The following is a 13,130-nucleotide window of genomic DNA, read 5'->3' on the forward strand; positions in this document are numbered from 1 at the left end:
GTCGTCAGCAGTCGTTGTCGAAGCAGAACCGCGACTCCGCCTCCTCGGTCTTGCGCACGCTCAACGTCACCTCCTCGTCGGGGGCGACGGTCACTCCGGCTTTCGGTGCCTGCCGGACCACGACCCAGTTGTCGTGGTCGACCACGAACAGATGACCGTCGACCGGCACGGTCGTGACGTTCTCGACTCCCAGGGCTCGCAACGCCGCGACACCGTTTCCGAGCACCACGCCGCGCAACGACGGCATCGGTACCGGACCGGACGGGGCGGTGTCGTCGAGCGCCGCCCTCAGGGGCAGGCAGGAACCGACTCCGAGAGTCAGGACGCCGACGACGAGAGAGCCCAGCTTACGGTGGATTGCGCGCATGAGGTGACCTCCGACGAAGGAGGGGAAGTGGGCACGTCCACCAGTCGGCCCCACTGGCCGGGGGCCTCGCGAACCGTCCTCACCGGAGGGATCCGCCGTTCCACACCCTCATCGTCGCACGGTCACCCAACCGTGTCACCGCCGGAGAAGTCACGGCCCGAGGATCAGCGGGCGAACCAGCGCTGCGGCTCCGGAGCCGTGTTCTCGTAGATGTGCTTGGCCTCCTGGTACTCGGCGAGTCCGGCGTGGCCGAGTTCCCGCCCGACGCCCGAGCGCTTGTACCCGCCCCACTCCGCCTGCGGCAGGTAGGGGCCGAAGTCGTTGATCCACACGGTGCCGTGGCGCAACGCGCGGGCGACGTACTCGGCCTTGCGCGCCTCGCCCGTCCACACGGCCGCGGCGAGCCCGTACGTGGTGTCGTTGCCGATCCTCACCGCGTCCTCGATCTCCGAGAACCGCTCGACCGTCATGATCGGACCGAACGTCTCCTCCTGCACCACCCGCATGCCGCCGTGGCAGTCGTCGAACACGGTCGGCAGGTAGAAGAACCCCCGCGCCAGCTTCGGGTCGTCGGGGCGGCGCCCTCCGGTGAGCAGCCGCGCTCCCTCGTCGACGGCGATCGACACGTACGACTCCACCTTCTCGCGGTGCTCCGCGGACACCAGCGGCCCGCTCTCGGTGTCGGCGTCGAGGCCGTTGCCCAGCTTGATCCGCTCCACCCGCTGGGTGAGTTCGGCGACGAACTCGTCGTGCAGCGCGTCCTCCACCACCAACCGGGTCCCGGCTGAACACACCTGCCCCGCGTGGAAGAACACCGCGATGAGCGCGTAGTCGATGGCGGCCTCGAAGTCGGCGTCGGCGAACACGATGTTCGGGTTCTTGCCGCCGAGTTCGAGCGCGACCTTCTTCACGGTGCGCGCCGCCGACGCCATGATGGCGCTCCCGGTGGCCAGCCCACCGGTGAACGACACCATGTCGACCTGCGGGCTCTCCGTGAGCGTCGAACCCACGGGGTCACCGGCGCCCAGGACGAGGTTCGCCACGCCGGCGGGTGCGCCCGCCTCGTCGAGCAGCTCCACGAGCTTGATCGTGGTCAACGGCGTCGTCTCGCTGGGTTTGAGCACCATCGTGTTGCCCGCCGCGAGGGCCGGGGCCACCTTCCACGCGATCTGCAACAGCGGGTAGTTCCAGGGCGCGATCAGCGCGCACACGCCGATCGGTTCGTACAGCACCCGGCTGCGGACCGCGGGATTGCCCGCGTCGACGAGCCTTCCGGGATCGGACTCCGCCTGGGTGGCGTAGTACTCGAACACCGAGGTGACGTCGTCGACGTCGATGCCACTCTCGACGAGCGTCTTGCCCGTGTCGAGCGTCTCCAGGCGCGCGATCTCGGCGCGGTCGCGCTGCAGCAGTTCGGCCACGCGCCGGAGCAGCAGCGACCGGCGGCGGGCCGTCCACCCACGCCACTCGCCGTCGTCGAACGCCGCTCTCGCGGCCCGGACGGCGGCCTCCGCATCGGTCGCCGCGGCCTCGTCGACCGTGCGTATCACGGACTGGTCGAACGGATTGACGACCTCCCGAGTCCCGCCCGCCGTGGCGGACACCCAGCGGCCGTCGATGAACAGAGTGGACATGGAGCCACCTTCCCCGCGAAGTGCGGCGTGCCCAGCGCGGCGTCGTCGGTCTCGCTACCGTTGGAGAGCGTGCCCTGAAGCCTCCTCAACGCAAACATAGCGGCCACCGCCCGCACCCACAGCGCGGACGAACGCGGGTGGTGGGTGCGCGAACGAACGGGAGCGGCGTTGGCGACCAGCGACGGCAACAGGAACCCCGACCGGAACTCTCCCGACTCTCCGTCCGAGTTGGACACTGTCGGGGAACGGGAGCGCCCGCTGAAGTCCCGGGTCTTCTTCGGGGCGGCACTGCTCATCATCGCGCTGTCGGCCTGGGCGATCATCACACCGACCGGGACCTCGAACGTCATCGGCAGCGCCGTGGCGTGGATCTCGGCCGGCTTCGGCTGGTACTACTTCCTCGCCGCGACCCTCTACCTCGGGTTCGTCCTGTTCGTGGCGGTCTCCCGCTACGGCAAGGTGAAGCTCGGCCCGCAGCACGCGACGCCCGACTACGGCGTGTTCTCGTGGGCGGCGATGCTCTTCGCGGCGGGAATCGGCATCGACCTCATGTTCTTCTCCGTGTCGGGCCCCGTCAGCCACTACCTCGCACCCCCGGAGGGCTCCGGCCAGACCGTCGAAGCGGCGCGCCAGGCCGTCGTGTGGACGCTGTTCCACTACGGCATCACCGGATGGGCCATGTACGCCCTGATGGGCATGGCACTGGGCTACTTCGCCTTCCGCTACCGGCTACCGCTGGCGATCCGCTCGGCGCTGTACCCGATCATCGGCAAACGGATCCACGGCAGGTACGGCGACGTCGTGGACCTCGCCGCGATCCTCGGCACGATCTTCGGCATCTCCGTGTCGCTCGGCATCGGAGTGGTGCAGCTGAACTACGGCCTGCGGTTCATGTTCGGCATCCCCGAGGGAGTCGCCGCCCAGCTCGCGCTCGTGGTGCTGGCGGTGCTCATGGCCACCGCGTCGGCGGTGTCGGGCGTCGACCGGGGCATCCGCAGGTTGTCGCAGCTCAACATCCTGCTCGCCGCGGTGTTGATGGTGTACGTGCTGGTGCTCGAAGGCCCGGTCCAGCTGCTCAACGCACTCGTGCTGAACATCGGCGACTACGTCAGCCGGTTCCCGTCGATGACGCTCAACACGTTCGCCTACGACCGGCCCGTGGAGTGGCTGAACGACTGGACCCTGTTCTTCTGGGCGTGGTGGATCGCGTGGGCCCCGTTCGTCGGGCTGTTCCTGGCCCGCATCTCTCGTGGCCGCACCCTTCGGGAGTTCGTCGCGGCCACGCTCGTCGTGCCGTTCCTGTTCACCCTCACGTTCATCTCGGTGTTCGGCAACAGCGCCATCAGCATCGTCCGCCAGGGCAACGTGCAGTTCGGGGACACCGCGATGAACGCGCCGCAAGAGGGCTTCTACGGACTGCTGGCCCAGTACCCCGGCGTCACGTTCAGTGCGGGACTCGCGACGTTCGTGGGCCTGCTGCTGTACGTGACGTCGGCGGACTCCGGCGCGCTGGTGATGGCCAACCTGAGTTCCCGGCTGCCCACGCCCGTCACCGACGCCAGACCGTGGCTGCGCATCTTCTGGGCCGTGGCCACTGGCCTGCTCACCATGGCCATGCTCATCGTGGGCGGCGTCGACGCGCTCACCAGCGCCACCATCATCATGGGGCTGCCGTTCTCCGTCGTCATGTTCCTGATCATCTGGGGCCTGTACCGGGCGCTGCGCGTGGAACGCTATCGCGAGGAGGCGCTGCGGACCACGTTGTCGTCGTCGCTGTCGGTGCGGACCACCGCGCCCGGGGTGCCCGCCACCTGGCGGCACCGGCTCGCCCGCACGCTCAGCTTCCCCGGCAGACGGGCGGCGACGCGGTTCGTCGACGAGGTGTGCCGACCGGCGCTGCACGAGGTGGCGCGTGAACTCGAGAACCGCGGGGTGCAGGCCACCGTCAGTGAGGACACCGAGCCGGGGAGCACGCTGCCGGACGTCACGCTGCGCGTGGAACTGGGGACGGAGCAGCACTTCGGGTACCGGGTGCGTCCGGTGGAGCGACCCACTCCGGCGTTCGCCATGCGGTCGGTCGCCGAGCACGACCGCTACTACCGGATGGAGGTGCACCTCCCCGAAGGCGGGCAGGACTACAACGTCATGGGCTACACGCGGGACCAGCTCATCGGCGACGTCCTCGACCAGTACGAGCGGCACCTCGAATTCCTCCGCCTGCACCGCCGGACCGACACCCGCCACGTGCTTCCCGACCACGCACCGCCCTCCCCCGGCGAACCTCCCTCGGAGGAGGAAGGCGATGCCCCCCGCTGACGCGTCCGTCCGGGCGGACCGCGCGCGACCGTCGGCCCTCAGTCCGCGACGGCCAGGGCGATGACGAGCGCGAGCCGGGTCTTGGGGTCGTCGAGCCGCAACCGCACCAGTTCGCTCATCCGGCGCATCCGGTAGCGCACCGTGTTGGGATGCACGTTCAGTGCGGCCGAGGCCGCCCCGAGGTCGCCCTGCGCCTCCAGCCAGGCGCGCAGCGTGGGCACGTACCGGGTGTTGTGCGCGGCGTCGTGGTCGGCCAGTTCCCGGATCGGCCCCCGACGCGGCGGCCGACCGGACTCGGCCGCCGTGCGCAGCCGCTGGAGCAGGATGTCGGACCACGCGGCGTCGTAGTCCACCGGCTCCTCACCGGGTCGCGTGACGTGCAGCGCGAGACACTCGTCCGCCTCCTGCCGCCCCGCCGGCAGCTGCGTCACCTCGCACACGCCCCCGATGCCCGCCGCCACCGTGACGTGGTCCGGAAGATCCCGCACCAGCTCCGCGACCCACGTCCTCGCGGGCGCCGGGTCGTCCCCGCAGGGCAACACCGTGTACACCGTGTTGCCGAACAGCGTGCTACGTCCCGGTCGCGACCACCCGAAACCCGTCGTGGCCCGGTCGTAGGCGAGCAACACGGCGGCGTGCCGCTCGTCGTCGGCGTGGGCCTGCAACGCCACGACGCGGAAGGTGTCCGGGGGCAGGCCCAGCTTGCCGCACACCGACGCCGCCTCCGGGGTGCCCTCCAGCAGCTGGATCACGAGCTCCGACTCCACCTGCCGTTCGAGGTCGGAACTCACCCGCGAACGCAGCAGGTGCAGGGTGACGGCCTCGGCGCCGTCCCGCAGGCCGCGCAGCCGCTGCCCGGTGAGCGGTTCGTCGCAGGTCACCCACACCGAACCGAGCAGCTCCCGGCCCGCACGCACACCCGCCACCATGCGGCCCCGCAACCCGTGTTCGGGCGACGGCGCGACGAACAGCGGCTCCTCCGACGTGCTGAGGTGGCGGAACACGCCGCGTTCGGAGAACAACCGCCGCACCGGCTCCGACACCCGCCTGCCGAGGATCGTGTCGAGGCGAGCGGGGTCGGCGTCCTGCTGGAGCGAGGAGTAGGCGACCACCCGCGACATGCGGTCCTCGACGGTGACCTGCCCGCCCACGGTCGTCGCGATCGCGTCGGCCAGCGCGAACAGGTCGCTCGGGCCGCGCCCGGACTCGGTCTCGCGGCCCTCCAGCACCAGTCCGTAGACGACACCGCAGATCTGACTCCACGACACGGCCGCGTCCACGAGCAGCACCGCGATGCCGTGTCGCGTCGCCTCCGCCCCGGCCCCGTGGTCGGTGGCCGAGCCGTGCACCAGCACCGCGCTCGCCTGTGCGGCCACCGCCAGTTCCACCGCGCGCCGCGCGTCCCGCACCCCCACCGCCAGCAGGACGTCACCGACCGGAGTCGTGCTGTCCGCCGGGTCGTGCACGACGACGCTGTGCAGATCGGCGCCGCGCGACGGCACGGCCGCCAGAGGGACGACGCCGTATCCACCGAGGACGTTGATGAGCCGATCCAGTGTCACCATGGGCGTGAGTGTTCCCCGTGAACGTCGTCGTACAAAGGGTCGCCTTCAGATTGTCCGGATCCGACAAACGCCGGACGCATGTGGTCGGTCACTCTGGAGGGCGCAACGACGCACAGCAGGCCAGAGGAGGCAGGCGGTCATGAACGAACACACGCGCATCGTCGGCGGTCCCCGCACAGCAGTGGTGGTCGGAGCGGGAATCGTGGGCCTGTCGACCGCCTGGTTCCTCCAGGACCACGGCGTCGACGTCACCGTGGTGGATCGTGACGACGTGGCGGCCGGAGCCTCGTGGGGCAACGCGGGTTGGCTCTCCCCCGGACTCGCCATCCCCCTCAACGAGCCGAGCGTCCTGAAGTACGGGCTGCGCACGCTGCTCGACCCGAAGGCCCCGCTGCACGTTCCGTTCACGCCCGACCTCGGGCTGTGGCGCTTCCTGACCCAGTTCGCCGCCCACTGCACCTGGGGCTCGTGGGAACGCGCGGCCCGCGCGAACCTTCCCTTCAACGCCGAATGCCTCGCCGCGTTCGACACGCTGACCTCGGCGGGCGTCACCGCCCCCACCACCAGCGCCCCGATCACCGCGCTGTTCGAGACCCCGAAGCAGGCCACCGGTCTGCTGAAGGAGCTCCAGCGCATCAACGCCTCCGGCGGCCACATCACCTACCGCGGCCTCGAGGGCGACGAACTGCGCGAACTCGCACCCCAGGCCTCCGGCCGGATCACCGCGGGGGTGCAGCTCGAAGGTCAGCGCTATGTCGACCCCGGCGCGTTCGTCCACGCACTGGCCGACGCCGTGCGCCGGCGGGGCGGCGTGATCCAGACCGGCTTCGAGGTCACCGCCATCCGCTCGCACCGCCAGTCCGTCACCCTCGAATCCCGCTCCGGCGAGGAGATCTCGGGCGACGTCGGCGTCGTGGCCACCGGCGCCTGGCTCGACCGACTCGCCCGCAGCAAGGGCGTGCGGGTACCGGTTCGGGCGGGGCGCGGGTACTCGTTCACCGTGCCCACCGACCGGCCGGTGCCCAACCCCGTCTACCTGCCCAACGTCCGGGTGGCGTGCACGCCCTACCGGAATGCGCTGCGGGTCGCGGGCACCATGGAGTTCCAGGGCCCGGACGCGCCGCTGGAAAAGGCCCGCATCGAGGCCATCGTCTCCTCCGCTCGCACGCTGCTCGACGGCGTGCACTGGGAGAAGCGCACCGACGAGTGGGTGGGCCCCCGCCCGGTCACACCGGACGGCAAGCCGCTGATCGGCGCGACGACGGCACCGAACCTCTACGTCGCGGGCGGGCACGGCATGTGGGGCTACACGCAGGGTCCGATCACCGGCCGCCTGCTCGCCGAGCAGATCGTGACCGGCAAGCAGCCGGAGGCTCTACGGGCGGTCGACCCGCTGCGCTGAGCGACGCCGCCGCCGACGCGGTCCAGTCCTCTGTGGCGAGTGACCGGTCGGCGGCGTTACGTGCCTCTCGGCGATTGCACCTGTTCGGCTGTCACTCGTTCCTGTGATGCAATTTTCACCTCGCTCATTGCGGTTCTACGGTGTGACCGTCAGAAGAACGAGAAGCCACTGGGGTCCGGATATGTGTCCGGAGGGGACCGTCATGAACAAGACTGCCGACCAGATCGTCGTCGGTGACCGGATCACCTACCTCGCGGGAACGCCGATCGGGATGGAGAAGCTCTTCCTCAGCGGCGAGGTCGTCGCCTTTCCGATCGCCGACCCGTACACCTCGGTGCTGTGGTTTCCCACCCGCCCCGACGACGCGGGCGCCGACGCCGAACCGGTGTGGGTCCGCCACGACAAGGTCGTGGACGTGGCCTCCGCGGTGGAGTGACGCCTCACGCCACCAGCCGTCGCATGGCCGTGCCGGCCGCACAGACCACCGGTTCGCCATGGCCGAAACACAGTGTTCCGACGTCCAGTTCGGACAGAGACCGGATCGAGCGCATCAGCTCGGCGCGGTCCGTGTTGAACACGCCCGGGATCACGGCTCCGTCGTGTTCGGCGAGCGTGTCGCCGGTGAACAACACACGGTGATCCGGTTCGTACAGCGCGTTGCTGCCCTCGGTGTGCCCCGGAACAGACGCTAGCGGCCCTCACCACTCCACCGCAGCCGTGTCCGCACTCAGCGAACGCGTGTCCGCACTTCCCGCACGCGTGTCCGCGCTTCCCGCACCAGTGTCCGCACTTCCCGCACCCGGGCCGGCGAGCGGCCGTACGGGAACTGCGGACACGCGTGCCCAGGGCGCGGACACGGTGCAGGGGCTCAGCGGAGGGTGAGGACGACCTTGCCCTTCGCCGCGCGAGTGTCCAGTTCGGTCAGCGCCGCGGCGACGTCGTCCAGCGTGTACGTCGCGCCGACCGGAGGGTCGAGCACGCCGTCGTCGACGAGCGGGCGCAGCTCGGCCCACTGCTGCTGCAGATAACCGGGCCGAGTGCCCCAGAAGGCACCCCAGCCGACGCCGACGACCGAGATGTTGTTGAGCAGCAGGCGGTTGACCTTCACCGTGGGGATCTCGCCCGCCGTGAAGCCGACGACGAGCAGCCGCCCTTCCGGTGCGAGGCACCGCAGCGAGTCGGTGAACCGGTCGCCTCCCACCGGATCGACCACGAGATCGACTCCGGCTCCGTCCGTCAGGTCCCTCGCCGCGTCGCGGAAGCCGTCGGGCGCGATGACCTCGTGCGCCCCGACCCGCCGGGCGACCTCGCCCTTCTCCGGCGAGGACGTCACCGCGATCACCCGCGCGCCGAGCGCCGACGCGAGTTGCACCGCGGCCGTGCCGACGCCACCACCCGCGCCGTGCACAAGCACGGTCTCGCCCTCCCGCAGCCCGCCACGCCGGGTCAGCGCGAACTGCACGGTGAGGTAGTTCATCGGCAGTGCGGCCGCCGCCACGAACGACAGCGTGTCGGGAATCGCGAACACGGCGTCGGGCGACACGACCACGGTCTCGGCGAACCCACCGATGCCGGGGAACGCGGCGACGCGGTCACCCGGTCGCACGGGCGCGTCGTCCGGCGCCGACCGCACCACGCCGGCGACCTCCGTACCCGGGACGAAGGGCAGCTCCGGCTTGTACTGGTACAGCCCCCGCGTCTGGAGCACGTCGGGGAACGTCACCCCGGCCGCATGCACGTCGACCACCACGGCTCCGTCGGCACCGCGTGGTTCGTCGATGTCGGCCACACTCACCGCGGCGGGCCCGTCGAGGCTGGTGATCTGCGCAGCTCGCATGCGTGACTCCTTCGTCAGGGGGCGACGGTCCGCACCATACTAAGCAAGCGCTCACTTCAGCGGGAGGTGTGGCGCCGAACACGCCCTCAATCTCGTCGTCCGGAGCCGATCACCATGCGATAGAGCAGCAGGATCACCAGCGCGCCGAGAATGGCCAGCCCCCACGTGCGGAGATCGAAGAACGTCCCGAGGTCGACGTCGAAGGCCGTCCTGCCGATCCAGCCGCCCAGCATCGCGCCCCCGATGCCGAGCAGGATCGTGATCAGGCAGCCGCCCGGGTCCCGGCCCGGCATGAGCATCTTCGCGATGCCGCCTGCGAGTAGTCCGAGAACGATCCAACCGAGTACACCCATGGCGTCACCCTACGGGCAACTGGAACACGCGCCACCAAGCCGGGCCCGGGCCGATCGTGCGCCGCCTCGGGCCCGCACCCTCGGTGGTCGAGACGTCACTGCGGCTTCGACGCCGTGTCCTCCCAGCCCAGCTGCGCGAGCATCTTCTCCTGGAGGATGGGCGACAGCGTGTTCAGGTACGTCTCCGTGACGTGGTTGTCGTCCATGTAGACCAACACGTTCCCCATCACCGGCGGACACTGTGTGGCGGTGCAGTAGTAGTCACTGAGGTCGACGAACGACGTGCTCGACGGCGCGGGCATCGACTCGTAGGGCGGCACGGCGTGGTACATCTCCGCGCGCGGGTGGCCGCACTTCTCGGAGGTCAGGCCATGAATCTGGGCACACCCCGACGGCTCGAAGTCGAAACGCGGATTGTCCCGGATCGCTACCACCGGGATGCCTGCCTCGTGCAGGCGCTGCCACTGCCGGACGTAGCCCTCGGGAGTGCGCTCGGCCAAGCCAACACGCACGTCCCGAGTCGCCATGGTCACCACGGCGTCCGGCTGCATGTCGATGATCTTCGGCAGCACGACGCGGTTCCAGTCGACACAGCTCTGGTTGTTCGGGAGCACCTCGGTGGCGGTGAGCGGGCAGCCCGGCTTGTTCAACACGACCAACTCCCAGTCCAACCGCTCCGAGATCGGCCGCAGTGCTGCCATGAGTTGCAGGATGTGCGAGTCGCCGACCACCGCGAGACGGCGTTTGGGCTCCGCGCCGTTCAACGGCTTCACCGTACACGTTCGGACCTCAACGCCCTGTTCCGTAGCCCTCGTGCACTCGCCGCGCTTCCAACTGATCCACTCGTAAGGCAACGCCGCGAATGGTGGTACGACGTCGTTGGTGGAGTCGTACACCGGCTGGCCCGTCACCAACGCCTGGGCCCCCGGATACTGGGGGTCATCCGCGCGGAAATCGAACTCGGCCCGATCGAGAGTCACGTTCTGCCACACCACCGCGACAGCGATCACCGGCACGAGCACGACCACCGCGAACCGGTAAGCCCCCCACCGGTTGTTCACCCCGATCCTGGAATCCCGAACCGGGTTCTCGACCAGGTGATAGGTCAGCACGGCCAGAACGACCGACAGGCCGATCACACCCGCACCACCGACCAGACCGACCTCCGTGCGACCCCGCACGAGCAGGTAGAACAACAGCACCGGCCAGTGCCACAAATACAGCGAATAGCTGATGTTACCCAGGTAGATCAACGGCCGAGACGACAAGAACCGGTCCGCACCGACCCGACTACCCGTCGCACCGGCCAGCAACACCAACGCCGCCGACACCATCGGCCACAACGCCACATAACCCGGAAACATCGTGCCGACCTGCAACACAAGACCACACGACGCCAGCCCGAGCACCCCGAGCCAACCCGCCACAAGCGCCAACCAGCGCGGCAAAACAATGCGATCGATCGTCAGAGCGAGAATCCCACCCAACGCGAACTGCCACACCCGCGTACCCGAGTGGAAATACGCCAGCGGCTGATTCACGGCCGTAAGCCACACCGAGAACGCCAGCGACCCCGCGAACAACACACCGAGCACCACCAGCAGCGTGGTCCGCATGTTCCAGCCCAGCCACCGCACGACCAGCAACAACACACCGATCAGCAACGGCCACACCACATAGAACTGGCCCTGGATCGACAACGACCAGAAATGCTGCATCAAACTGGCCGAACTATTCTGCGCGAAATAATCGGCCGAATCAGCAGCCAACTGCCAATTCTCGTAGAACAAAGCCGAAGCGACGATCTCCTTACCCGCCTGCAACCACCGATGCTCCGGCAACCACAACAGCGACACCGCCATCGTCACCACAAGCACCGTCAACGCCGCAGGCAAAAGCCGCTTGAACATCCGGCCCCAAAACGACCGGAACTCAATACGGCCCCGCACACTCGCCCGGAAGAGCTGCCCGGTGATGAGGAAGCCCGACACGAACAGGAAGACGTCCACGCCACCCGAGATGCGGTCCAACCACACGTGGTAAACGACCACCAACGCGGCAGCGAGAGCGCGAAGTCCCTGCAGTTCGGGGCGGAACTTACGTGCTCGTCGCGGCGCCGGAGTGGACGCGTTCTCCTCCCGCAAAGGTTCCCGCAACGTGGTCATCGCCGGAAGGCCCTCCCGTTTACAGGTACGAATCCCCGGACGTGCCGAGGAGGTTGACGGACAGCACTCGGTCGGTCTGGACTGTCGTGCACCGGTCGGACCGCCGCTGCGACGAACGCCCTCTTCCCCATCGACCGCGGTCAGGCATGCCACCAGGCATCATGCTCATCAGTTCGCGGTCACTTCGGTGCCGCGGCGACCGTGGCCTCCCACCCAAGGGCGCTCAGCATCTTCTCCTGCAGAATCGCTGCCATCGTCTGCATGTACGTCTCCGTAACGTGGTTGTCGTCCGCGTACACGAGCACGTTGCCGATCACCGGCGGACACTGTGTGGCGGTACAGAAGGCGTCGCTGAGGTCGACGAACTCGGTGTTCGGCGGAGTCGGCTCAGTCTCGTAGGGCGGCACCGCCAGATACATGTCGTCCCGTGGACGTGCACACTCCTCGGCCGTGAAGCCTTTGAGCTGCACGCACTCCGACGGTTCGAAGTCGAAACGCGGGTTGTCACGTACAGCGAGCACGGGCACACCGGCGTCGTGGAGGCGCTGCCACTGCTTCACATAGCCGTCCGGCAGCCATTCCTTCAGCCCTACTCGCACGTCGCGGGTTGCCATCGTGATCAGAACATCGGGCTGAAGCTCGATGATCTTGGGAAGAGTCTCCCGATTCCATTCAGCGCATTCCTCGCTGATCGGATCCGTCTCAGTCGCGGTGAAGGGACAACCCGGCCGGTAAAAAACGCTGAGCTCCCAGTTGTTCTTCTTCGCGATCGGGATGAGCGCGGAGTTGAGCTGCCACGTGTGCGAGTCACCCGCCACCGCGATCCGGCGCTCCGGCTCGACGCCTTCGGGAGGTGACATTCTGCACTCGCGCACGTTGACGTCGTCATCGACCGGGACTCGGACACACTCACCCGGCTGCCACGTGGTCCAGTCGCGGGACACTGCCGCGAATGGTGGTACGACGTCGTTGGTGGAGTCGTAGACCGGCTGGCCCGTCATCAACGCCTGAGCCCCCGGATACCGGGAATCATCGGCTCGGAACTCGAACTCGGCCCGATCCAGAGTCACGTTCTGCCACACCACCGCGACCGCGACCACCGGCACCAACACGACCGCCGCGAACCGATAAGCCCCCCACCGGTTGTTCACCCCGATCCTGGAATCCCGGACCGGGTTCTCAACCAGGTGGTAAGTCAACACGGCCAGAACGACCGACAGGCCGATCACACCCGCACCACCGACCAGACCGACCTCCGTGCGACCCCGCACGAGCAGGTAGAACAACAGCACCGGCCAGTGCCACAAATACAGCGAATAGCTGATGTTACCCAGGTAGATCAACGGCCGAGACGACAAGAACCGGTCCGCACCGACCCGACTACCCGTCGCACCGGCCAGCAACACCAACGCCGCCGACACCATCGGCCACAACGCCACATAACCCGGAACATCGTGCCGACCTGCAACACAAGACCACACGACGCCAGCC

11 protein-coding genes are annotated in these 13,130 nt (G+C 68.5%); 3 read left to right on the plus strand and 8 right to left on the minus strand.

From position 1 onward, the window contains the following. Positions 1 to 4: 4 nt before the first annotated feature. A complete protein-coding gene (locus SACAZDRAFT_RS04925) occupies positions 5 to 367 on the minus strand; it encodes a PASTA domain-containing protein (protein WP_005439261.1) in 363 nt (120 codons plus the stop codon). A 164-nt stretch (positions 368 to 531) separates the two neighbouring features. Then, positions 532 to 2,001: an aldehyde dehydrogenase family protein gene (locus tag SACAZDRAFT_RS04930; protein WP_005439263.1), complete on the minus strand. Its 1,470-nt coding sequence runs from the start codon at positions 1,999 to 2,001 to the stop codon at positions 532 to 534. A gap of 144 nt (positions 2,002 to 2,145) precedes the next feature. Here SACAZDRAFT_RS04930 and betT point away from each other — a divergent pair, with 144 nt between their 5' ends. Continuing rightward, the gene (gene betT / locus SACAZDRAFT_RS04935; protein WP_269726600.1) at positions 2,146 to 4,317 is read left to right on the plus strand and encodes a choline BCCT transporter BetT; all 2,172 of its coding nucleotides are present in this window, start codon (positions 2,146 to 2,148) and stop codon (positions 4,315 to 4,317) included. A 38-nt stretch (positions 4,318 to 4,355) separates the two neighbouring features. Here the strand turns inward: betT and SACAZDRAFT_RS04940 are convergent, their stop codons facing one another. Beyond that, positions 4,356 to 5,882: a PucR family transcriptional regulator gene (locus SACAZDRAFT_RS04940; RefSeq protein ID WP_005439267.1), complete on the minus strand. Its 1,527-nt coding sequence runs from the start codon at positions 5,880 to 5,882 to the stop codon at positions 4,356 to 4,358. Between the two features lie 139 nt (positions 5,883 to 6,021). Here SACAZDRAFT_RS04940 and SACAZDRAFT_RS04945 point away from each other — a divergent pair, with 139 nt between their 5' ends. Beyond that, positions 6,022 to 7,284 carry an NAD(P)/FAD-dependent oxidoreductase gene (locus SACAZDRAFT_RS04945; RefSeq protein ID WP_005439269.1) on the plus strand — a complete coding sequence of 421 codons (1,263 nt, stop codon included), beginning with the start codon at positions 6,022 to 6,024 and terminating at the stop codon, positions 7,282 to 7,284. A gap of 202 nt (positions 7,285 to 7,486) precedes the next feature. Beyond that, the gene (locus SACAZDRAFT_RS04950; RefSeq protein WP_005439273.1) at positions 7,487 to 7,720 is read left to right on the plus strand and encodes a hypothetical protein; all 234 of its coding nucleotides are present in this window, start codon (positions 7,487 to 7,489) and stop codon (positions 7,718 to 7,720) included. Positions 7,721 to 7,724: 4 nt separating this feature from the next. Here the strand turns inward: SACAZDRAFT_RS04950 and SACAZDRAFT_RS04955 are convergent, their stop codons facing one another. The 5 genes from SACAZDRAFT_RS04955 to SACAZDRAFT_RS04975 all read right to left on the minus strand — a co-directional run. Beyond that, entirely contained in the window at positions 7,725 to 7,916 is a 192-nt protein-coding gene (locus SACAZDRAFT_RS04955; RefSeq protein ID WP_050983455.1) for an MBL fold metallo-hydrolase, read from the minus strand. A 236-nt stretch (positions 7,917 to 8,152) separates the two neighbouring features. Continuing rightward, positions 8,153 to 9,121, minus strand: a complete 969-nt coding sequence (locus SACAZDRAFT_RS04960) for an NADPH:quinone oxidoreductase family protein (protein ID WP_005439274.1) — start codon at positions 9,119 to 9,121, stop codon at positions 8,153 to 8,155. 86 nt (positions 9,122 to 9,207) lie between these two features. Beyond that, on the minus strand, positions 9,208 to 9,474 hold the full coding sequence (locus SACAZDRAFT_RS04965) for a GlsB/YeaQ/YmgE family stress response membrane protein (RefSeq protein WP_005450889.1): 267 nt from the start codon (positions 9,472 to 9,474) through the stop codon (positions 9,208 to 9,210). 95 nt (positions 9,475 to 9,569) lie between these two features. Further along, positions 9,570 to 11,639: an acyltransferase family protein gene (locus tag SACAZDRAFT_RS04970; protein ID WP_005439276.1), complete on the minus strand. Its 2,070-nt coding sequence runs from the start codon at positions 11,637 to 11,639 to the stop codon at positions 9,570 to 9,572. A 179-nt stretch (positions 11,640 to 11,818) separates the two neighbouring features. Continuing rightward, a partial coding sequence (locus tag SACAZDRAFT_RS04975) for an acyltransferase family protein (protein ID WP_232286363.1) occupies positions 11,819 to 13,130 on the minus strand: 1,312 nt, incomplete at its 5' end.

It is taken from the genome of Saccharomonospora azurea NA-128, assembly GCF_000231055.2.
In the GTDB taxonomy this organism is placed as follows: domain Bacteria; phylum Actinomycetota; class Actinomycetes; order Mycobacteriales; family Pseudonocardiaceae; genus Saccharomonospora; species Saccharomonospora azurea.

Bases quoted from the DNA above. Each gene is read 5' to 3' on its own strand.
- SACAZDRAFT_RS04925 (WP_005439261.1), bottom strand. From the start codon at position 367: ATGCGCGCAATCCACCGTAAGCTGGGCTCTCTCGTCGTCGGCGTCCTG.
- SACAZDRAFT_RS04930 (WP_005439263.1), bottom strand. From the start codon at position 2,001: ATGTCCACTCTGTTCATCGACGGCCGCTGGGTGTCCGCCACGGCGGGC.
- SACAZDRAFT_RS04940 (WP_005439267.1), bottom strand. From the start codon at position 5,882: ATGGTGACACTGGATCGGCTCATCAACGTCCTCGGTGGATACGGCGTC.
- SACAZDRAFT_RS04945 (WP_005439269.1), top strand. From the start codon at position 6,022: ATGAACGAACACACGCGCATCGTCGGCGGTCCCCGCACAGCAGTGGTG.
- SACAZDRAFT_RS04950 (WP_005439273.1), top strand. From the start codon at position 7,487: ATGAACAAGACTGCCGACCAGATCGTCGTCGGTGACCGGATCACCTAC.
- SACAZDRAFT_RS04960 (WP_005439274.1), bottom strand. From the start codon at position 9,121: ATGCGAGCTGCGCAGATCACCAGCCTCGACGGGCCCGCCGCGGTGAGT.
- SACAZDRAFT_RS04965 (WP_005450889.1), bottom strand. From the start codon at position 9,474: ATGGGTGTACTCGGTTGGATCGTTCTCGGACTACTCGCAGGCGGCATC.
- SACAZDRAFT_RS04970 (WP_005439276.1), bottom strand. From the start codon at position 11,639: ATGACCACGTTGCGGGAACCTTTGCGGGAGGAGAACGCGTCCACTCCG.